The organism is Flagellimonas cixiensis (genome assembly GCF_042134615.1).
Taxonomy (GTDB): domain Bacteria; phylum Bacteroidota; class Bacteroidia; order Flavobacteriales; family Flavobacteriaceae; genus Flagellimonas; species Flagellimonas cixiensis.
The window spans coordinates 441,402-463,907 of the sequence record NZ_CP169639.1; the positions used below are offsets into that span (position 1 = coordinate 441,402).

Genomic DNA, 22,506 nt, shown 5'->3' on the forward strand with positions numbered 1-22,506 from the left:
TACTTCCCAAAAGCGAAAATATGTAATTCAGACCCCCATTTTTTTGACAATTATCATATTTGGTCACTTACAACGTTTTCAGGTTGATAAATAATTGCTATACCTCTTCTAATCAGAGTATATTTGGGGAAGGATTGCATTTTTTGGTGCATCCGATTAAAGAAAATGCAGGATGAAACCTAAAATGACGCTCAAAAAGATTGCCTCGGAGTTGGGGCTTTCCATTTCAACCGTTTCAAAGGCTCTTAAGGACAATAAGGATATCAGTAAGGAGAACCGTGAAAAAGTACAGGCTTTTGCCAAGTTCTACAATTACCGTCCAAACAGTGTTGCCCTGAGCCTTAAAAACAGACGAACAAAGACCATTGGCGTTATTATTCCAGAGATTGTGCACCATTACTTTGCAAAAGTCATTTCTGGAATTGAAGAAGTGGCAAATTCCAAAGAATACAACGTGATTATCGGGGTTACCAATGAATCTTACAACAAGGAAATCATCAACATGGAAATGCTGATTGATGGCAGTATCGACGGGTTTATCATCTCGCTTTCCAAAGAAACCTTGCAGAAAGCAGACTACACCCATTTACAGGAGACCATCAACCAAAGTATTCCAATTGTTATGTTTGACAGGGCAGTTGACGAGATTCCGAGTGATAAAATCATCATAGATGATCGTGAAGCTGGTCGAATGGCCATTCAAAAACTGATTGACGAGGGAAGAAAGAAAATCCTGTTGCTCACTACAAAGGATTATTTAAATATTGGACGATTGCGCACCGAAGGCTATAAAGATGCTTTGGCTGCCAACCATATTGGGTTCAATGAAGATTTGGTTGTACGTATTGGTGAATTGGGAGATTCGGATGAAGACCAACGCATTTTGGAAGAACGCATCAACAAGGTTTTTGAAATGCATCCTGATATTGATGGTATTTTCGGGGTCAACGAAATCTATGCGGTTACCGCCTTAAATGTGGCCCGTCTTCGTGGATTGGATGTTCCCGAGGCACTTTCGGTAATAGGTTTTTCCGATGGAATTTTATCCAAATATGCTCGTCCACACTTAACCACGGTAAGCCAACATGGGTTCCAGATGGGTGAAATTGCCGCACAAACCCTTATCAATCGTTTAGAACAAATGGATAATGGTGAGGAAACTCCATATACCACCCAAGTGGTAAAAACGGAGCTCATAATTCGGGATTCCACACTAAATCATGTGGTCCACAAAAAATAAATTTGGGAGAGATATTTTAAAAACAACTATCTTTGTCCCTATCAACGCTTATATTTTACCTCCCAAGTAAATTATGGAACGGTTAAAACTGTTCCGATTGTGAACCAAACACCAATCACAATGTTTCAAAAGCGTAGATTAAGTTTCTGGGAAATCTGGAACCTCAGTTTTGGATTTCTGGGAATTCAAATGGGCTTTGCCCTCCAAAATGCCAATGCCAGTAGAATACTTCAAAGTTTCGGTGCCGATGTGCACGAACTTTCTTGGTTCTGGATTGTTGCACCGCTCACCGGACTTATCATTCAACCCATTGTTGGTCATTACAGCGATAAAACTTGGACACGATTAGGTCGTAGACGTCCCTTTTTCTTAACGGGTGCTCTCCTGGCTTCCTTAGGACTTGTTTTAATGCCCAATGCGGATATGTTTATTGCCATTATGCCCTCACTCTGGGTGGGAGCTGGTATGCTCATGGTTATGGATGCGTCTTTCAATATTGCCATGGAGCCCTTTAGGGCTTTGATTGCGGATATGTTACCATCTGACCAACGCACCCTAGGCTACAGTGTGCAAACCGTGCTTATCGGAATTGGTGCCGTAATCGGTTCTTGGTTACCCTATGCCTTAACCAATTGGGTAGGCATTAGCAATGTTGCCGCCGCAGGTGAAGTGCCATTAAACCTTTTACTTTCTTTTATTATTGGAGCATTGGTATTGATTATCAGTGTTGCTGTGACCGTTTTCACCACTAAGGAGTATTCCCCAGAGGAAATGGCACAATTGAACGCCGCTGAAGAAAATTCAGAAGCCGAAAAATCAACTGGTGGGCTGTTGGACATCTTTACTGATTTTGCGAAGATGCCATTGACCATGCGCCAATTGAGCTGGGTACAGTTCTTTTCTTGGTTCGGACTTTTTGGGCTTTGGGTATTTACCACCCCCGCTATTGCGGAACATATTTATGGATTGGACCCCAACAACAGTCAAAGTGCAGCCTATCAAGATGCCGGTGACTGGGTAGGCATCCTTTTTGGAGTTTACAATGGAGTTTCTGCTGTTTTTGCATTTTTTCTGCCAACCATTGCTAAAAAAGTGGGACGAAAAAAGACCCATACCATTTCCTTGATTATCGGAGCTTTCGGATTTCTGTCCATTTACATCATGCCCGATGAAAATTGGTTGATTCTTTCCATGATTGGAATCGGTATCGCATGGGCCAGTATTTTGGCCATGCCCTATGCAATTTTGGCGGGTGCCATTCCAGCTCGAAAAATGGGAGTTTATATGGGAATTTTCAACTTTTTTATTGTGATTCCCCAAATCGTAAACGCCTTTATCGGTGGACCCATGGTGCAATACCTATATGGCGGAAAACCTATTTACGCCTTAATGACAAGTGGCGTGGCATTCATCATTGCTGCGCTATTGGTGTCTCGAGTACAAGATATTGATGATGAACCCGCTACAATTTAATTGAAATTCATACTTTCAAAGCTGGTAAACCACACAAAAACAAAACAATAAACACACACTGAAGAACAAGTAACACATCAATCATTCCTAAAATGAATCAAGACTACATACAACCGAATCCCTGGTGCATTATCGAAGAAGGTTTCGATAAGGATCGTGTTAAATCCTCCGAAAGTCTATTTAGCATTGGAAACGGAGCCATGGGCCAACGTGCCAATTTTGAAGAATCCTACTCAGGAGCCACCTTTCAAGGTAGTTATATCGCAGGCGTTTACTATCCCGACAAAACACGAGTGGGATGGTGGAAAAATGGATACCCAGAATATTTCGCCAAAGTACTGAACGCACCCAATTGGATTGGCATCGATGTGACCATCAATGGAGAAGCACTTGATTTGGCAACCTGCTCCAATATTAAAAACTTTAAAAGGGAACTCAATATGAAAGAAGGGTGGTACCAAAGAAGTTTTGTGGCCACCACTCAGAACAATATCGAAATTGAAGTGGTTTCAACTCGATTTTTAAGTCTGTCCCATGATGAAGTCGGAGCCATAAAATTTGAAATCACTCCACTGAATGTGGATGCGGAAATTGAATTCAGCCCTTATTTAGATGCAGGAATCACCAACGAAGACAGCAATTGGGACGATAAATTTTGGAACACCACTGAAATTTCATCCGATAAAAACAGAGCATTTATAGAATCGCACACCATGAAAACCCATTTTAAGGTGTGCACCTTTATGCAGGCACAATTGATTTATGGCGAAACCAAAAAAGCAACTCCTGATGCTGTTTTCGAAGAAGAACTTTCTATCAGTTTTAGGTTTTCACAAAAAGTCACCAAAGGTGAAAAAGTAAGCTTAATAAAGTTTGGTGGATATACGGTTGACCGAAACCATGACGAAAACAAGCTCACCGAAGCGGCCAATACTATACTGAATGAAGTTTCTGCTTTAGGGTTTGATGCCCTTTTAGCGGAACAAAAGAAAGCTTGGGCACAAGTTTGGGAAATGAGCGACATTACCATCGAAGGTGACGTGAAAGCCCAACAAGGAATTCGCTTTAACATTTTTCAATTGAACCAAACCTATACAGGCACCGATTCACGTTTGAATATTGGACCTAAAGGTTTTACCGGTGAAAAATATGGGGGGAGCACTTATTGGGATACGGAAGCCTATTGCATTCCTTTCTACATGGCTACAAAAAACCAAGAAGTGGCCCGAAAACTTTTAAAATATCGATACAACCATTTGGATAAAGCCATAGAAAATGCCCAAAAATTGGGCTTCACCAATGGAGCTGCCTTGTATCCGATGGTGACCATGAATGGAGAAGAGTGCCATAACGAATGGGAAATCACCTTTGAAGAAATCCATAGAAATGGTGCCATTGCTTTTGCCATATTTAATTATACGCGATTCACCCAAGACTACACCTATATTCCAGAAATGGGCTTGGAAGTGCTGATAGGCATCGCACGTTTTTGGCAACAGCGCGTCAACTGGTCCACCAACCGCAATAAATATGTAATGTTGGGCGTAACAGGACCCAATGAATACGAAAACAATATCAACAACAACTGGTACACCAACTATTTGGCCAAATGGTGTTTGGAATATGCCTTGGAGCAATTGGCTTTTGTTCAACAGCACTACCCTGCCGATTACAAAAGGGTGATGGACAAAACCAAATTGACCAATGACGAGACCGGGCTTTGGAAAAAAGTGGCTGCTCACATGTATTTCCCCTACTCCAAAGAATTGGGCATTTATTTGCAACAAGACGGATTTTTGGACAAGGATTTGGTTCGTGTAGCCGATTTGGACAAAAAGGAACGCCCTATTAACCAACATTGGAGCTGGGATAGGATTTTACGTTCGCCTTACATCAAGCAGGCAGATACCTTGCAAGGGTTCTACTTTTTTGAAGACCATTTTAGCCAAGCAGAGCTTGAAAAACATTTCGATTTCTACGAGTCGTTCACCGTTCATGAATCTTCACTATCCCCATGCGTGCATTCCGTTCAAGCAGCAAAATTGGGGCGTATGGAGCAAGCATACACCTTCTATTTACGTACCTCTCGTTTGGATTTGGACGATTACAACAAAGAGGTGGAAGAAGGATTGCACATTACCTCAATGGCAGGAACTTGGATGAGTATTGTGGAAGGCTTCGGAGGTATGCGCGTTGTGGACAACCAATTAAGTTTCCGACCGCAAATTCCGGAGCAATGGGAAAGCTATTCCTTCAAAATTAATTTCAGAAACCGAATTGTAAAGGTAACCGTCTCACAAGAAGGGCCAACGTTCAGCATTGATGAAGGATCTCCAATGAAGATACTCGTTAATGATAACCCTATGGAACTTTCCTAACGCCAACATGTAAAATCATACTGATTACTCATGAAAAACATTATAACCTTTTTATTTACTGTTATTTGTAGTATTTCCTTTGCCCAAGTTGAACGTGTGGAACCGCCTTATTGGTGGACGGAAATGAATAACACCGATTTGGAACTTTTGGTGTATGGGGACAAGATCAACCAACTGGAACCTGAATTCTCCAACGACATCACCGTTAAAAAAGTGGTGAAGGTAGCCAACCCCAATTATCTTTTCATTACCGTGGATACCAAAGATATTTTACCCGGCGTTGCGCAACTAACCTTTAAAAAAGGAAATAAAACGGTTAGTAAATTGGATTATGAATTCAAAAAAAGAAAAGAAGGTTCGGCCCAGCGCAAAGGATTCGATTCTTCCGATGTGATCTATTTGATCATGCCCGACCGATTTGCCAATGGAGACCCATCCAACGATTCAACATCCAACACTATTGAAAAAGCAAACCGCGAACATCAAGGTGGTCGTCACGGGGGAGATATTCAAGGGGTAATCGACCACTTGGACTACATTCACGAATTGGGGGCCACTACACTTTGGAGCACACCACTAACTTTAGATAACGAGAAAGTGTATTCCTATCACGGATATGCTAGCAGTGACTTGTATCAAATAGATCCTCGATATGGTTCCAATGAAGATTTTTCAAAATTATCGGCCGAGCTGCATCAGCGTGACATGAAACATATCATGGATTTTGTGCCCAACCATTGGGGATTGAGCCATTGGTTGATTCAAGACCCACCAGACCAAAACTGGGTACATTATTGGGAAGGTGGTGAAAATGGGTTTCAAAGAAGCAACTACATACAGACCAGTCAATTCGACCCCTACGCCTCCAAAGTGGACGCAAAAGGTAATATGGACGGCTGGTTTGATTACACCATGCCCGATATGAATGAGAGCAATCCCATGGTCATCGATTATTTAGTTCAGAATGCCATTTGGTGGATTGAAAGCGGTGATTTGGATGGAATGCGTGTGGACACCTATCCTTACAACGATAAAGAGGGCATTACAGAATGGGTAACACGGGTGATGGCCGAGTACCCCAACCTTAACATTGTTGGGGAAATTTTCATGCATGAAACTGCCCATATTGCCTACTGGCAAAAAGACAGTAAAATTGGAGCCATTCAAGGATTTAATTCCAATTTGCCCAGTGTAATGGATTTTCCGTTGCACGATATTTTACCACATGTATTTAAACAGGATGAGCAAAATTGGGGAGATGGAGTTTTCAAGGTGTACGACCACTTGACCAAGGATTTTCTGTATCCGAATATCAATAATGTTTTGATCAAGATGGGGAATCACGATGTGAACCGAATCAACCAAGAATTTGATGGTGATGTTGAAAAATACAAGTTGGCTCTTACTTTAATCATGACCCTGCGTGGCATACCTCAAATATATTATGGCGATGAAATCGGAATGCTAGGAGACAAAGGCAAAGGTGATGGTGATATTCGACGGGATTTTCCTGGAGGGTGGGAAGGTGATGCACAAAATGCCTTTGTTTCATCTGGACGAACCGATCTTCAGAATGCGTATTTCGATTTCTCCAAAAAATTATTGAACTGGCGAAAAGGCAGTAAGGCAATACACCAAGGAAAAACCTTGCACTTCGCACCCCAAGATAATGTTTATGTTTATTTCAGGTATCTGCCCGACGAAACAGTAATGATTGTGTTGAACAATTCCACTAAGGACCAAAGCATTGATTTAGGCCGTTTTTCAGAGGGAATTAAAAATCATAGCAAAGGGATGAACATCATTAACGGGAAAGAATACTCTTTAGACCAACCTTTGAAAATTACCGCTAAAACGGGTTGGGTTTTTGAACTGAGATAGCCATTGATTTCAATTCAGAAACTAAGATTGACGAACTAAAAATTTGGGTTTCACCTAAATCTTTTGAGAAGTTGGGCATAATTTATGTAGTTTGCCCTTCGATTATACCCAAATACGATTTAACCATGAAAAGATTATTGCTATGCATTTTGGCATTCCAAATTGTGGGATGTACGGAACTACAACAAGTTGTAAACCAATTACCGCAAGGCCCTTCAGGAATTGGAAACGACCAAATTGCCCAAGGACTACGTGAAGCCTTAAACCTTGGTATTGAAAAACAAGTGAACAAACTCACCACCGAAAATGGATTTTACAAGAATGAGTTGGTAAAAATTCTCCTTCCTGAAGAACTACAAAAGGTTGACAAGACGCTGCGCGATGTTGGACTGTCCAGCTTGGCAGACGAAGGTTTAAAAATCATTAACCGTGCTGCTGAAGATGCAGTGGGCGAAGCAACTCCGATTTTTGTTGATGCCGTAAAAGGCATCACTTTTAATGATGCCAAACAGATTTTGTTGGGTGAAGACAATGCCGCGACTCAATATTTGGAGCGATCTACCCAAACTCAGTTATACAATAAATTCAATCCAATTATTAAAAATTCATTCCAAAAAGTGGGTGCTGACCAAATTTGGAACAGCATTATTACCAAGTACAATAGTTTGCCTTTGACCAATAATGTAAACCCAGATTTAACCGATTATACCACCAATGAAGCCTTGAAAGGAGTCTACACCATGATAGCGGTAGAAGAGAAAGAAATTAGGACAAAAGTTTCGTCTCGATCAACAGATTTGTTAAAAAAAGTGTTTGCTCTGCAAGATTAATCATAATTTTTTCAAAAAAATGCAATAACTTTAGTGTTAATGCGTTATAAAATCAATAAATTAGAGTAATTATAACAAATTCCTAAAGTTTAATTAACCTATATCAGGTCTTTAAACTTGAATTTTGTATAAGTTATCTGAGTTAGCATTTTTTTGAGTTAGTTAGTTAAAAGCCGGTTAGTTACCGGCTTTTTTTATTTCTGCTCTTCGATATAATCCATCAAAAGCTATTATAGTTTCTTTTCCCTCTTGCAACACTTCCCAAAGTTGCCGAACCGTTCCATCTTTATTCTTGGTCCAGCTAATTCGATTTCTGAATTTTTTACCATCCTTTTCAAAAGGGTCTGAAGTCAAAATCATTTGGTCACCTTCGCGATTTCCCTTCAGTTTTAAAACGGCCCCGGTGTTATCTACCCAAAGCTGTTCCCATTTTTGGGTTTGGGTATTATAAAAATTCAGACTGGTTCCGGTATACCCTGCTGTGGCAATACTGGTCCAATTTTCGCGAATAATACACCCGCCTTCATCTTTTTTAATAATACTTTTTCCTGACGGAGCTCCGGTATTGGTGTTGACCACATCCCATTCACCAACCCAAAAATCAAATGCCTTATGATTATCCGAACAACAATTGCAACTCGCATTCTGTGCGGAAATATTAAGACAACCCATCAGCCATAAAATCCATATTAGTTTTCTCATGATATTTACCTTAGGGAGCTTGCTACCTTATTAAAGGCAAGTTAAATTATTTTTAAAAAAATGTGCTATAAATGACGAAAACGCATTCAATACGTTAAATTTTAGATAAATTACCTGATTTATAGACGTATACCCCAATAGGCCGTAGTCCATCATCGCGATTTGAACGTATCTTTGTAATAACAAATCTTGAGAGCTATGAAAAATCAATATTGTAAAGTAGGTGCCGTTACTCCAATCACAAATATTAGTCAACCGGCCGTTGTTTTGGAAGTGATGTACAACAACTTTTTGGAAAAGGCTGCCAGTGTATCTGGTAAGGATTCCAAATTGGGTGAATTTTTCAATAGAAAAGCAGAAAGCTTTAAGAAAACACTTGAAAGCCTAGCGTAAGATTTTTACAACTTTGCAAGTTCCGCAGCCATTTGCTGCTGGATTTCTTTTGCCTTATTTGAAGCCGCTTCGGCAAAATCTTCCTGCGCTGAAGCATACAAAATACCTCGCGAAGAATTTACCAACAAACCTACATCTTTGGTGATTCCATATTTGCACACTTCTTCAAGACTGCCACCCTGGGCGCCCACTCCAGGAACCAATAAAAAGCTTTCGGGTACAATTTCACGGATATCCTTTAAATAGGTAGCTTTTGTAGCGCCCACCACGTACATCAATCGTTCCGAACCTTTATAGGTTTTGGAAACGGTGAGCACTTCTTTGTACAATTCATGCCCCTCCACATTTTTGGTCTGAAAATCGAAGGCGCCTTGGTTAGACGTCAGTGCCAACAAAATGGTGTGCTTATCTTCAAATTTCAAAAAAGGTTCCACAGAATCCTTGCCCATATACGGTGCAATAGTAATGGAATCAAAATTCAAGGTTTCGAAAAATGCTTTTGCATAACGCGTAGAGGTATTCCCAATATCCCCACGTTTGGCATCGGCAATGGTGAACATCTCAGGGTAATTTTCATTCAAATACACCATGGTTCGCTCCAAAGACTTCCATCCATCCAAACCATAGGCTTCGTAAAATGCAATATTGGGTTTGTAAGCTACACAATACTCATGTGTAGCATCGATAATGGCCTTATTGAAAGCAAATATGGGGTCCTCTTCCTGCAATAAATGCGTAGGAATCTTTTCCAAATCCGTATCCAATCCCACACAGAGAAACGATTTTTTTTGACGTATTTGGGAAACTAAGTGCTCTATCTTCATTTTTGATGGTTCTCGACGCCTCGAACTTATTTAGAAAATTTCTGAAGCCTCTTTCAGTTTTTCCGTGTTTTCCACCAACATAAGTTCGTCGATTATTTTTTGAATATCCCCATTCATGATGTTTTGCAAATCGTAAAGGGTCAAACCAATTCTATGGTCGGTCACCCTTCCTTGAGGATAGTTATAGGTTCTAATTTTAGCGGAACGGTCACCACTGCTTACCTGCGAATTTCGCTTGGCAGCATCTTCCGCTTGCTTTTTGGCCAATTCCATATCGTACAAACGAGCACGAAGTACCTTAAAGGCCTTGTCCTTGTTTTTGTGCTGTGATTTCTCATCCTGACATTGCGCCACCAGTCCTGTTGGAACGTGCGTTAAACGAACCGCGGAATATGTCGTGTTCACCGACTGACCTCCCGGTCCAGAGGAACAGAAATAATCGATTCGTACATCTTTTGGATCTATCTGCACATCAAATTCTTCGGCTTCCGGAATCACCATAACGGTTGCGGCACTGGTATGCACCCTACCTTGGGTTTCTGTTTGAGGTACCCTTTGTACACGGTGTACCCCTGCTTCAAACTTAAGGGTTCCGTACACATCTTCGCCAGAAACCTCAAAATGGATTTCTTTGTAACCTCCACTGGTTCCCTCACTTAAGTCAATAACATTGGTTCTCCAGCCTTTAGATTCACAATATTTGGTATACATTCGAAAAAGGTCACCAGCAAAAATACTAGCTTCGTCCCCACCCGTACCAGCGCGGATTTCCATTACCACATCCTTGGCATCTTCGGGGTCTTTTGGAATCAGCAAAAATTTGATTTCATCTTCCAATTTGGGCATGGCACTTTTGGCTTCATCCAATTGCATTTTGGCCATTTCAAGCATTTCGGCATCACTTCCATCTGCAATAATTTCTTCGGCCTCGGCAATATTATTGGTCAATTCTATATACTCATTACGCTTATCGGCAAGCACCTTAAGGTCCTTGTATTCCTTATTCAACTGGATGTATCGCTTTTGGTCCGAGATTACATCGGGTTGAATAATAAGGTCTGAAACCTCATCAAAACGTTGTTTTACGATATTGAGTTTATCTAGCATAAATCTATCCTCCTTAAGAATGCGAATTTACGATTTTTTAGTTGGATTTACTTTGGAATAAAATGGGTTAGTTTCCCACAAAAGTAGTTCCAAGGGTAACGATAAAAGCATTAAGGCCATCACTTCTATCATATTGGTTAAAGCGCAGGTCGATGGTCTTTAGCCCAAAACTTAACACTTTAGCTTGAGTAAAAATGTCTTTGTACTGCACTCCAATTCCATATTGGTGCCCAATGAATTTGGACAAATCGTGGTCCGAGGTATAAAATTCGTAGTTGGATTGCAGCTGCCCTTTATCATAATAATAATCTGCAGCGGTTTGGGTATAATAGCGATAAGTGGGATAGACCAAAAACTTGTCCGTTACTCTTACGGGCATTTCAATATTGGCGGTATGTGACGTAATGCCCCAATCATCCCAATAAAACCTGTAATAGGTACGCAAGGCCATCAAATCATTAAGGTAGTAATTCAAACGTCCACCAAAAGGCACCTTGAACCGACTATCGGGCAGTTGCTCCACGTCATCCGCCAACTGAAAATCATCAATAAAAAAATCTTCGGTATCCGAAAAATACACTCTTTGAAATGGCGTACTCAACAAGCCATTTTGCGAAACTACATCCACAAAAAGTGCTCCCTGCAATTTTCTGCCCAAAATCTGGGAAAAACTCATGGAAAGGGAATAAGAGTTTCTTGTTTCTTCATCAAATTCAGTAAACATGGGAGTATAGGTCCCATTTCCCGAAATGCGGTCATCAAAAAAACCTTCTCGTAATTCAATGGGATAAATGGCATTCCATTTGTCCAAAAATACATTGCCGCTCAGGGTTACCTCTGTGTTTCTTTCGTTGAACAAGCGTGTGTAACTACCACCAATTCCAATGGAAAAATAATCGTACTCTGACGACACATAGGCATTGGCGCTCCAGATTTTATTTCTGTCTTCGGAACTGTGTTGGTATTTTGGGTTGAAATACACCAACATATCCTTTCTGGATTCTCCAGTTGAGGCATCAAACGGTGATACCGACGGCCCCCCATCCAAAGGATTCACATTACTGGAAGATGCCGAGGTATATGCGGACAACCCCACGTCAACCGTCAAAATATCATTTGCATTCAGAGGGGTTCGCAATACTATGGTTGAAGTAATGTCCGTTAATTCTTCGGTTCCTTCACCACCAGTTACCGCTGCATTATTCCCATCTTGGGAATAATAACTGAACAACATATCCACTTCGCTGGTCTCTAAAACCCTTTTTGTATAGGAATTGTCTTGAGCATGACCAGTAGTAGCCACCACTAAAGTGATGAAAATAAGGAAGAAGCCAACTATTTTGGATGGTTGATTCATTTTGAAATGGTTCGGGGTATTAATTGCATCCACAACCTCCTCCTGTTTTACCCCCATTGGCACCAGATGAACCCTCGCGGTACAAATGAAAATTGGTTTCAAAACGCTCACAAGGTCTCGCACTCAATTGCATTTCCTCATCGTTCAAGTACACCTTATCGTATTCCCGAACGGCAACACATGAACTTGAAGCCATTAAAACCAGCAGTAAAAAAAGAGGTTTTCGCATATCTTAAATTTACGGATTCGAATCGAGCATTATCCCACTGCTCTTGTGAATTTTGTTTTTTTCATCCACAATCACAGCCTCTACCCCATCAATTTGATTTATCATATGCAGACCAACATCCTTTCCCATAATAAAAACGGCCGTGGCCAAAGCATCGCACAATTCTGCTTGATTGGCAAAAATGGAAACACTGCTAATTCCCGTTGTTGGATAACCGGTTCTGGGATCAATAATATGGGAGTACTTTTTATCATTTAAAATGAGATACTTTTCATAATTGCCTGATGTAGCTACAGAAGATTCCACAACCGGCAGCCAACTAAACACCTTATCCTTGCTCAAAGGGTTGGCTATTCCCACCAACCATTTTTCACCTGTAGCCTTGGTTCCCCAAGTGGTCAAATCACCCGATGCATTGATGATACCTCCCGGCACACCTTTCGAAATGAGCAGCGATTTGGCCCTATCGGCCGCATAGCCTTTTCCAATGGCACCAAAACCAATACGCATGCCCGTTTCTGGCAAATACACCGTTTGCTCATCACCATTCAAAATAATTTTCTGGAACCCAATTTTAGACACTGAATTTTTTATTTCGGACTCACTGGGCATTTTATCCATACTTCCATCAAATCTCCAGATATTATCCATGGACGCATAGGTAATATCGAATGCCCCGTCCGTGATTTCCGAGATTTTAATGGCCCTTTCAATCAGTTGAAATAACTCTGGACTCACTTTTACGGGTTTGATTCCTGCATTTGCATTAATTAGGGAAGTTTCGGACTCTTTATCCCATGAAGAAATAATCTTTTCTATTCGTGTAATTTCGGAAACGGCCAAATCAATGTTGATATATCCAATTTCTTCCGTTTGGGCCACTACAGTAATTTCAAATCGGGTACCCATCAGTTTTAGGGTACGTTTTACAGTGACATAGTCTTCTCTGGATTGCCCAAAGGATAGCGAACAAAACAAGCTGAACAATAGGGCAAATTGAGATTTCATTTTATAAATGCGTTAAGCTTTTTTATATATTTTTCAGGGGAGGTTCGCGCCACAAACCCAGTTTCTCCCAAAACCTTTTCATTTTTATCCAATACTACAACCAATGGGAAATACCCTTTTTGATTGTATTTAGCCGCCAAGGTTTTGTTGATACCCATTTGTTCTTCGGGAAGTTGGTTTGCTTTTTTTCTGGGGAAATCTGCAACATACATAACATAATGGTCCGCTGCATAGCTTTTAAATTCCTCGGTGTCGAAAATGTGCTTTTTAAGTTTGATGCAAGGAGCGCACCAATCCGAACCTGAAAAAATGAGGATAATAGGTTTGTTTTCGGCTTCAGCCTGAGCCAAGGCGTCTGCAAAAGTACCTTGGGATTCTTGCCCTTGCATTATTCCAATACAAAGAACACATACTATAGTGAGGAACTGCTTCATTATTTTAAGGGAACTATGCTTATTCAAAAATTCTCAACATATTTCCGTTGAGTTCGGTGTTGTACACCTTTATGGGCTTCGCTGCGGCATTATCAACTTGGTTCAAGGGTGTTCCATCTTGAGCGAATCGCGATCCATGAACTCCACAAAAGAAGATTCCGCCACTTTGATTTACAAATCGTACTTGATCATATGATTCATGACTACAAACTTGGGTGGCTGCGATAAAATTGCCTTCTAAGTTTTTGGCAATCACCACTAAATTTTTCAGGATAAATCCGCCATTATTGGCAAGGTTGGCAGCTTCATTCGAAGTAAGGTCAACGGTAAAGTCAACACTGGTAGGTTGTTCCACTAAATTTCCTTCGGGATCATCTTTGGAACATCCTTGCAAACAGGGAAATGTTAGGGCAAAAGCAGCACCGGCGCCTAAGCTCCTTAAAAATTCCTTTCTTTCCATAGCGTAGGGTTTATATTATTAAACGCTATTTTGGAACAAATCGTATGCTAATATTCAAACTTACCGTACTCGCTAGTAATGGTCAGTTTTTTGGTTGCTGAAGCCGCTACGCGGCCAACAATTTGAGCATCTACATTAAAACTTTTTGAAATAGAAATTATATCCTCTGCAACCTCCTCAGTTACATACAATTCCATGCGGTGTCCACAGTTGAACACTTGGTACATTTCCTTCCAATCGGTACCTGATTGCTCCTGAATTAATTTGAACAAAGGTGGAATGGAGAACATATTGTCTTTGATAATGTGCAAGGCATCCACAAAATGAAGGATTTTGGTTTGGGCACCTCCACTGCAATGCACCATGCCGTGAATGTTAACCGAAGTATATTTTTCGAGGATTTTTTTGATGATGGGCGCATAGGTCCGGGTTGGTGATAACACCAATTTTCCGGCATCCAAAGGTGAACCTGGAACGGAATCGGTTAATTTTGTGCCCCCAGAATAGACCAAATCATCAGGTACGGAAGCATCAAAGCTTTCTGGGTATTTTTCAGCTAGATATTTACCAAAAACATCGTGTCGGGCAGAGGTCAATCCGTTACTCCCCATTCCTCCATTGTATTCCGTTTCATAAGTGGCTTTACCGAAAGAGGCCAAACCAACGATAACATCACCAGCTTTGATATTGGCATTGTCAATCACATTTTTGCGTTCCATTCTGGCCGTAACCGTGGAATCCACAATAATGGTTCGCACCAAATCCCCAACATCTGCAGTTTCACCCCCTGTGGAACGAATACTTATACCGTGGTCGGATAAATCGGAAATCAATTCTTCCGTTCCGTTGATGATGGCAGAAATCACCTCACCGGGAATCAAATTTTTATTTCGACCTATGGTAGAGGAAAGCATGATGTTGTCTGTAGCTCCCACACAAATAAGGTCGTCCACATTCATGATCAAAGCATCTTGCGCAATGCCCTTCCACACCGAAATATCGCCAGTTTCTTTCCAATACATATACGCCAAGGAAGATTTTGTACCTGCTCCATCGGCATGCATTACCAAACAATGGTCTTCGCTACCCGTTAAATAATCGGGCACAATTTTACAGAACGCTTTTGGAAAAAGTCCTTTGTCTATATTCTTGATGGCATTGTGCACATCTTCTTTGGAAGCTGAAACACCTCTTTGGGCATATCTTTTACTGGTATCCGACGACATATGAAATGTTTGCGCAAAAATAACGGAAAGCCATCAAATTATCGATATGCTTTCCGTGTTTTAGAATAGGGAATCCAATTCTATTTTGAAAAAAGGATTTCCCTGTATTTGGTAAATGGCCAAAATTCGTCAGCAATCAACTTTTCCAAGGCATCGGAATGTTCCCTGATCTTGTCGAAAAAGGGTTTAACATTATTGCAATAGGCTTGGGCCTTTTTATTGCTCAATTGCATACCATTGGCCCGCTTGCGGGCATCGGCCATTTCATCGGTCAGTTTTTTGATTTCGACAATGTGCTCACCCACTTGTTCCAAAATATTCAACTGGCTTTCGGCCACTTTTTTGTGGGCCGCCCCGTAAACATCCTTCAAACCTTGAATGTTCTCCAACAACAGGTTTTGGTATTTTATCGCTGCTGGGATAATGTGGTTGTACACCATCTCTCCCAAAATTCTTCCCTCAATTTGAATATGGAAAATATAGGCGCCCAATTCCACTTCTTGGTGCGCTTTGAGCTCTACTTCGCTCATCACGTCCATCTCCTTGAAAAGTGCTATACTTTCTTTGGATGTAATTACCTGTAGCGCCTCCGGTGTGTTTTTGTTGAAACTCAACTTACGTCTTCTCGCCTCTTCCTGCCATTCTATGCCATACCCGTCTCCTTCAAATCGGATGCGTTTGGAAGTTTTGATATATTCACGCAACACGTTGAAGACTGCTTCGTCCTTCTTCAACTTTTTCTTATCGATCAATATATCCACCTCCTTTTTAAAATCGGTGAGTTGCTTGGCCATGATGGTGTTGAGCATGGTCATTGGCTTGGCACAGTTCATCTTGGCCCCCACCCCTCTCATTTCGAACTTATTTCCTGTAAATGCAAAGGGAGAAGTTCGGTTTCTATCGGTATTGTCGAGTAAAATTTCAGGAATTTTACCCACCACATTCAATTTCAATTCTGTTTTTTCCTCTGGCGATAGTTTTCCTTTGGAAACTCCTTCCAATTCATCCAACACATCATTCAGCTGCTCACCAATAAATATGGAAATAATAGGTGGTGGCGCCTCATTGGCACCCAATCTATGATCATTACTTGCTGAAGCAATGGAGGCACGCAGCAGTTCCTCATACGTATCCACCGCTTTAATAGTATTTACAAAGAAGGTCAAAAACTGAAGGTTTTTCATGGGTGTTGTTCCCGGACTGAGCAAGTTTACCCCAGTATCCGTGGCCAACGACCAATTGTTGTGTTTCCCCGAACCGTTAATGCCGGCGAACGGTTTTTCATGAAAAAGCACCGCAAAATTGTGACGGTCGGCAATTTCCTCCATCACATCCATCAACAATAGATTGTGATCTACGGAAAGGTTGGCTTCCTCAAAAACCGGTGCCAATTCAAATTGGTTGGGAGCAACTTCATTATGACGGGTTTTTACCGGAATCCCCAATTGGGTACATTCCATTTCCAGTTCGCTCATAAAAGCGAGAACACGTGGAGGAATCACCCCAAAATAGTGATCGTCCAATTGTTGTCCTTTGGCCGAAAAACTTCCGACCAAGGTTCTTCCCGTTACTGAAATATCCAACCGGGAATTTATCAAGGATTTATCTACCAAAAAGTACTCTTGTTCCCAACCCAGGGTAGCATGTACCTTACGTACGTTTTTATCGAAATACTGCGCCACCGAAGTTGCTGCTTGATCTACGGCATGCAGTGCCCTTAGCAAAGGTGCTTTATTATCCAAGGCTTCTCCTGTGTATGCCACAAATATGGTCGGGATACACAGCGTGGTCTTATAAACAAAAGCTGGTGAGGTTGGGTCCCATGCCGTGTAGCCACGAGCTTCAAAAGTGTTTCGGATACCACCACTGGGAAAGCTGGAAGCATCGGGTTCTTGTTGCACCAATTGACCTCCTCCAAATTTTTCCATCGCTTTGCCATTGGGCAGAATATCGAAGAAAGCATCGTGCTTTTCGGCTGTTGCCCCAGTCAGGGGTTGGAACCAGTGGGTGTAGTGCGTAGCTCCCATGGACAGCGCCCATGCTTTCATTCCTTCGGCTACCTGATCTGCTATTTTTCGGTCGATTTTGGTACCCTGAAAAATGGCAGATTTAACCTTATCATAGGCTTCACTTGTTAAAAATTGAAGCATTTTATCCTCGTTAAATACATGCTTCCCGAAGAGGTCCGACCTACGACCTGATTCGTTGATACTTTTGTGATCTCTATTGCGACTTTCTGCCAAAGCCTGAAATCTATTTTTTGGCATTTACATTGTGTTTAAAAAAACAAATCTACAATTAACAATTTAATAATATAACCTGCAAAAATTACTTTTTTTTCATTCAACCCCAACGAAAACAGGGGTAATATAAATAATAAGAGTGAGTTTGTGATTTTACCCCTACAAAACATTGATAATTAAATGAAAAACCTATTTTTGTTAATCACAAAATTGAGAACGATTAACTACCAGAATTATGAGCAAATCTAAATTAGAGTATCTATGGTTGGATGGTTATGAGCCAACAGCCAACATTAGAAGTAAAACCAGAATTGAAGAAGATTTTAGCGGTAAATTGGAAGATTGCCCAACTTGGTCCTTTGATGGTTCATCCACCAAACAGGCTGAAGGAGGCTCTTCTGACTGCTTGCTAAAACCGGTTGCCATATATCCAGACCCCGCTAGAAGAAATGGTTACTTGGTTATGACAGAGGTATTGAATCCTGATGGAACTCCACACGTGAGCAATTCAAGAGCTACCATTGATGACGAGGACGATGACTTTTGGTTTGGATTTGAACAAGAATACTTTATCATGGACACTGCAACACAGTTGCCACTTGGTTTCCCTGTAGGTGGTTATCCTGGACCTCAAGGTCTATACTACTGTTCCGTAGGTGGAAGAAACACTTGGGGTAGAGATTTGGTGGAAGAGCACGCTGATCTATGTTTGGATGCCGGTCTTCAATTTGAAGGAATAAACCAAGAGGTTGCTGCCGGACAGTGGGAATTCCAATTGTTCGCCAAAGGAGCCAAAAAAGCAGGTGACGAAATCTGGGTTGCCCGTTACATGTTGCAAAGATTGACCGAAAGCTACGGTTATTATATCGAGTACCACCCAAAACCTATCAAAGGTGATTGGAACGGTTCTGGTATGCACGCCAACTTCTCCAACACTTTGTTGAGAACTTGTGGATCTAAAGAAACATACGAAAAAGTATGTGAAGCATTCCGTCCTGTTACTGCTGAGCACATTGCTGTTTACGGTGAGTACAATGATGAGCGTTTGACAGGTAAGCACGAAACCGCTTCTATTTCCGATTTCAGCTATGGTGTTTCTGATAGAGGAGCTTCTATCCGTATTCCTATCATGACCGTTGAAAAAGGATGGAAAGGTTGGTTGGAAGACAGAAGACCTGCTTCTAACGCTGACCCATACAAAGTTGCGGCTGTAATTGTTAAGACAGTAAAATCCGCAAAAGTGTAATCGCGTAAATAAATTAGTTGTTGATTATAGATGGAAACCGTCCCGCTTTTAAGGGGCGGTTTTTATTTTATGGTCATATAAACAAACACCGCATAAACCGTTAAAAGCACTATTCCATCTCTCCAGCCCAATCGCAATCCCCTTGGAAAGAAAACCAAGGGAAATATCAAGAAAGAGATACCTAACATCCAGAAGATATCACTTTTCAAAAGACCTTGATCCATAACCGTAATCGGTGTTATGATGGAGGTAATGCCCAATACGGCCAATAGGTTGAAAATATTGGAACCGATCAAATTGCCCAACGAAATCGCTTTTTCCTTTTTGATAACGGCGATAACCGAAGCTGCCAGTTCAGGAATACTGGTTCCTACCGAAACCACGGTAATTCCAATCACGCGGTCGCTTACACCAAAAGCAGAGGCCATGCCCACCGCACCATCAATCAGTAGTTCGGAACCACCCCAAAGGGCCGTTCCACCAATACCCAAATACAATACAATTTTATATAATGGCAAGGGCACATCATCTTCGGGCATTTCATCCTCCACTGCTGTTTTTTGAAATCGCAATAGATAAATCAAAAAGGCAAACAACATGGTCACCAAAATTATTCCTTCGTATTGCTGAAGTACTCCATCGAAATAAATAAAGCCAAAAAACACCAATGAGGCCAACATCATCACGGGCCAATCGGTAGTATAAAAACTTTTTCGTACATCAATACTCCCCAAAATAACGGTAATGGCCAACACCAAGGCTAAATTGGCAATATTGGAACCCACGACATTGCCCAGAGCCAGATCGGGAAATCCATCCAAAGCCGCTTTTACACTTACAATAAGTTCAGGAGCAGAGGTGGCAAAGGACACCACCGTCATCCCAATCACAATTTTAGGAATAAACAAACGCAGGGATAACGCCACGGCCGATTTCAACAACCAATTTCCCCCTGCAATCAACAGTACAAGCCCTAAAACAATAAAGAGTAGATTTCCCAAAAAGTAAATTTTGGCATAAAGATAAAGGAAGATTTACTCCTGCATGCATGGAAGCTGAAAAATAAAAACTATAAAAATAGTTAATAAACTACAAAAATAGTTGTTTAACTATAACAATAGTATTATGTTTGGTCCCATATTCGATTCATCATGCAAAAATTAACCAATAAGGAAGAGGAAATCATGAAAATCCTCTGGAAGCTGAACAAAGCTTTTGTAAAAGAAATTTTAGAGGAGATTGAAGGTGAAAAACCTCATTACAATACCTTATCCACCATTGTAAGGAATTTACAGGAAAAGGGTTTCGTGGACCACGAAGCGTTTGGGAACACTCATCGCTATTTCCCTGTTGTGAGCAAGGAGCAATACCGAAAAAAATACGTGAACACGGCCATTGTGGATTATTACAATGACTCTTACAAGAGCTTGGTCTCGCACTTTGCCCAAGAGGAAAAAATATCCATTAGTGAATTAAAAGAGATCATAGATCTTATTGAAAAGAAAAAGTAATGGAAGCTATACTTATATATCTATTAAAATCGGCAGCAATTCTCGGTGGATTCTTGGCTGTGTACTTTTTATTCTTAAGACGTGACACCTTGTTTGCCCAAAACCGTTTGTTCTTGTTATCTGGTCTTGTCCTATCCTTGTTATTTCCTTTGATTAAAATCAAAAGAACCGTGGTGAGGGAAAAACCAGAATTTTTGGATGCCGTGAACATCGGCTCCACATCTACCACCCAAACCATACAAAGTATTTGGTCCACCGAAAATATGGTTATTGGTCTATACCTTATTGTAACAACCTTCCTATTGATTCGATTTATACTCCGTCTGAGTCAATTAAAATCATTGGCGAACGATGCTGTGATTTGGAGGGAATCCACCTTTTTACATATTGAAACCCAAAAGAAAATAAATCCATTTTCTTTTTTCAACTACATTTTTTATAACCCGCGCATTTTTGCTTCGGATGAATTAAAGACCATTTTGGAACACGAAAAAGTGCATGCCCGACAATTGCACTCGTTGGACATTTTGTTCTTGGAAGTATTAAAGATTATTTTCTGGTTTAATCCCCTACTGTGGTTGTACAAATTGGCGGTAAGTCAAAACTTGGAATACCTGGCCGATCATTTCGCCATAAAAAGCACATCCGATAAAAAAGCCTATCAGTACCTCATGCTTAAACAAGCCGTGGAACAACCCGGATATCAATTAACAAATTCATTTTACAATTCATTAATCAAAAAACGAATAGTCATGTTAAATCAAAATCAATCGAAAAAAAGTAATGCATTCAAAACCTTGTTGATCCTCCCCCTATTGGGTCTGTTCTTGGTAAGTTTTGCTACGGAAACGGTCTATACCTATGCCGAACCTAATGTGGACGATATGCTTTTTAAGGACAAAACTGTCGAACTCATCATCGACAAGAACACTACGGATGACCAACTGGACAAAATGAAAAAGGACCTAGCTGCCGATGACATTGATTTCAGTTATACCACCGTTCGCAACGACGCCAAAGAAATTATTGAAGTAAGCATTCAAATTAGCGGTAAAAGCTCCAAAGGAGAAAGCTTCAGCAGCAATTACAACAGCAATTCTGACGGACCCATTGACCCAATAAATGTATTTTATGACGATGATGCCAATATGGTTTCCATCGGAAGTGGTAAAAAACACAAAATCCGCATCCATAAAATGGATGGCGATGCTACTTGGACTTCTTCTGATGAGAAAGAAATTGTCATCAAAAAAGTCGACGGGACAAAGAAAGTGATTGTTAAAACCGAAGATGGTGAAGAGAAAGAGATAAAAATTCACATTAATAGTGATGAGGACAATGCACTATTTATTTCTGATGAGGGAGAGAAAGAACACGTTATCGTAAAAAAAATCAATACAACAGGAGAAGATGGAAATATTGTGGTCATCCGTGATTCGGATGATAAAAGCACCGTAAAAAAAGGCGGACATGTTTTTATAACAAGAGATTCGGATGACGATGAGGATATTGAGGTATTGGGCAAACAAAACGGCTTTTTCTACTTTGACACCGATGGCAAGGATAGCCCTCTTTTTTATATAGATGGAAAAAAGGTAAAATCGGATGACGTAAAAAAACTTGACCCATCCGACATAAAGAGCATGAATGTTTTTAAAGGTGATAAAGCTATCGATAAGTATGGCAAAAAAGCAAAGGATGGAGTGATTGAAATTACCACGAAAAAGAACTAAACTTATATATCAAAATTACAGAAAGCCGTTCCCTTGTGAGCGGCTTTTTTATTGGCAGCTCACAAACGAAATGGCCCAAAACACCCCATTTTTAAACGAAACGCCCCTTGGTTTTTGAAAAGAGACCTAAAAACCCCCTACATTTATTACAAATTATAACATTTAATATATTTTATAATTACATTTTAAAACTTTTTACAAGGCATACCATTTCAATTGTAGAAGCATCTC

The 22,506-nt window shown here is 40.7% G+C and carries 20 protein-coding genes; 9 read left to right on the forward strand and 11 right to left on the reverse strand.

What is annotated here, in order from left to right:
• The first annotated feature begins 172 nt into the window (after positions 1-172).
• From ABT310_RS01980 to ABT310_RS02000, 5 genes are all read left to right on the forward strand, one after another.
• Positions 173-1,240, forward strand: a complete 1,068-nt coding sequence (locus ABT310_RS01980; protein ID WP_375325095.1) for a LacI family DNA-binding transcriptional regulator — start codon at positions 173-175, stop codon at positions 1,238-1,240.
• A 120-nt stretch (positions 1,241-1,360) separates the two neighbouring features.
• Positions 1,361-2,713: an MFS transporter gene (locus ABT310_RS01985; RefSeq protein ID WP_375325096.1), complete on the forward strand. Its 1,353-nt coding sequence runs from the start codon at positions 1,361-1,363 to the stop codon at positions 2,711-2,713.
• Between the two features lie 92 nt (positions 2,714-2,805).
• Positions 2,806-5,091, forward strand: coding sequence for a glycoside hydrolase family 65 protein (locus ABT310_RS01990; RefSeq protein ID WP_375325097.1), 2,286 nt, complete (start codon positions 2,806-2,808; stop codon positions 5,089-5,091).
• A 30-nt stretch (positions 5,092-5,121) separates the two neighbouring features.
• Positions 5,122-6,972 (forward strand): glycoside hydrolase family 13 protein, encoded by a 1,851-nt coding sequence (locus ABT310_RS01995; protein WP_375325098.1) that lies wholly within the window; start codon positions 5,122-5,124, stop codon positions 6,970-6,972.
• 125 nt (positions 6,973-7,097) lie between these two features.
• Complete coding sequence (locus ABT310_RS02000; RefSeq protein WP_375325099.1) at positions 7,098-7,802, forward strand: DUF4197 domain-containing protein; 705 nt, start codon at positions 7,098-7,100, stop codon at positions 7,800-7,802.
• Between the two features lie 177 nt (positions 7,803-7,979).
• Here ABT310_RS02000 and ABT310_RS02005 read toward each other — a convergent pair whose 3' ends face one another.
• The gene (locus ABT310_RS02005; protein ID WP_375325100.1) at positions 7,980-8,504 is read right to left on the reverse strand and encodes a hypothetical protein; all 525 of its coding nucleotides are present in this window, start codon (positions 8,502-8,504) and stop codon (positions 7,980-7,982) included.
• A gap of 198 nt (positions 8,505-8,702) precedes the next feature.
• Here ABT310_RS02005 and ABT310_RS02010 point away from each other — a divergent pair, with 198 nt between their 5' ends.
• Complete coding sequence (locus tag ABT310_RS02010; RefSeq protein WP_375325101.1) at positions 8,703-8,897, forward strand: hypothetical protein; 195 nt, start codon at positions 8,703-8,705, stop codon at positions 8,895-8,897.
• 5 nt (positions 8,898-8,902) lie between these two features.
• Here the strand turns inward: ABT310_RS02010 and pyrF are convergent, their stop codons facing one another.
• From pyrF to ABT310_RS02055, 9 genes are all read right to left on the reverse strand, one after another.
• The gene (gene pyrF / locus ABT310_RS02015) at positions 8,903-9,721 is read right to left on the reverse strand and encodes an orotidine-5'-phosphate decarboxylase (protein WP_375325102.1); all 819 of its coding nucleotides are present in this window, start codon (positions 9,719-9,721) and stop codon (positions 8,903-8,905) included.
• A gap of 30 nt (positions 9,722-9,751) precedes the next feature.
• The gene (gene prfA / locus ABT310_RS02020) at positions 9,752-10,828 is read right to left on the reverse strand and encodes a peptide chain release factor 1 (protein WP_375325103.1); all 1,077 of its coding nucleotides are present in this window, start codon (positions 10,826-10,828) and stop codon (positions 9,752-9,754) included.
• A gap of 67 nt (positions 10,829-10,895) precedes the next feature.
• Positions 10,896-12,185, reverse strand: coding sequence for a DUF3570 domain-containing protein (locus ABT310_RS02025; RefSeq protein WP_375325104.1), 1,290 nt, complete (start codon positions 12,183-12,185; stop codon positions 10,896-10,898).
• A gap of 19 nt (positions 12,186-12,204) precedes the next feature.
• On the reverse strand, positions 12,205-12,414 hold the full coding sequence (locus ABT310_RS02030) for a DUF4266 domain-containing protein (RefSeq protein WP_375325105.1): 210 nt from the start codon (positions 12,412-12,414) through the stop codon (positions 12,205-12,207).
• A 9-nt stretch (positions 12,415-12,423) separates the two neighbouring features.
• A complete protein-coding gene (locus ABT310_RS02035; RefSeq protein ID WP_375325106.1) occupies positions 12,424-13,422 on the reverse strand; it encodes an FAD:protein FMN transferase in 999 nt (332 codons plus the stop codon).
• A complete protein-coding gene (locus ABT310_RS02040; protein ID WP_375325107.1) occupies positions 13,419-13,856 on the reverse strand; it encodes a thioredoxin family protein in 438 nt (145 codons plus the stop codon). The genes ABT310_RS02035 and ABT310_RS02040 overlap by 4 nt, the downstream gene beginning before the upstream one ends.
• A gap of 19 nt (positions 13,857-13,875) precedes the next feature.
• Positions 13,876-14,316 (reverse strand): ubiquinol-cytochrome c reductase iron-sulfur subunit, encoded by a 441-nt coding sequence (locus tag ABT310_RS02045; protein WP_375325108.1) that lies wholly within the window; start codon positions 14,314-14,316, stop codon positions 13,876-13,878.
• Between the two features lie 47 nt (positions 14,317-14,363).
• Complete coding sequence (locus ABT310_RS02050; RefSeq protein WP_375325109.1) at positions 14,364-15,542, reverse strand: AIR synthase related protein; 1,179 nt, start codon at positions 15,540-15,542, stop codon at positions 14,364-14,366.
• Between the two features lie 80 nt (positions 15,543-15,622).
• Positions 15,623-17,809, reverse strand: coding sequence for a glutamine synthetase III (locus ABT310_RS02055; RefSeq protein ID WP_375325110.1), 2,187 nt, complete (start codon positions 17,807-17,809; stop codon positions 15,623-15,625).
• A 211-nt stretch (positions 17,810-18,020) separates the two neighbouring features.
• Between ABT310_RS02055 and ABT310_RS02060 the strand changes: the two genes are divergently transcribed.
• Positions 18,021-19,031 carry a glutamine synthetase beta-grasp domain-containing protein gene (locus tag ABT310_RS02060; protein ID WP_375325111.1) on the forward strand — a complete coding sequence of 337 codons (1,011 nt, stop codon included), beginning with the start codon at positions 18,021-18,023 and terminating at the stop codon, positions 19,029-19,031.
• Between the two features lie 62 nt (positions 19,032-19,093).
• Here the strand turns inward: ABT310_RS02060 and ABT310_RS02065 are convergent, their stop codons facing one another.
• Positions 19,094-20,032, reverse strand: a complete 939-nt coding sequence (locus ABT310_RS02065) for a calcium/sodium antiporter (protein WP_375325112.1) — start codon at positions 20,030-20,032, stop codon at positions 19,094-19,096.
• 150 nt (positions 20,033-20,182) lie between these two features.
• Here ABT310_RS02065 and ABT310_RS02070 point away from each other — a divergent pair, with 150 nt between their 5' ends.
• Together ABT310_RS02070 and ABT310_RS02075 are read left to right on the forward strand one after the other, a co-directional pair.
• A complete protein-coding gene (locus ABT310_RS02070; RefSeq protein WP_375325113.1) occupies positions 20,183-20,542 on the forward strand; it encodes a BlaI/MecI/CopY family transcriptional regulator in 360 nt (119 codons plus the stop codon).
• A complete protein-coding gene (locus tag ABT310_RS02075) occupies positions 20,542-22,275 on the forward strand; it encodes a M56 family metallopeptidase (protein WP_375325114.1) in 1,734 nt (577 codons plus the stop codon). The genes ABT310_RS02070 and ABT310_RS02075 overlap by 1 nt, the downstream gene beginning before the upstream one ends.
• The last annotated feature ends 231 nt before the right edge of the window (positions 22,276-22,506 follow it).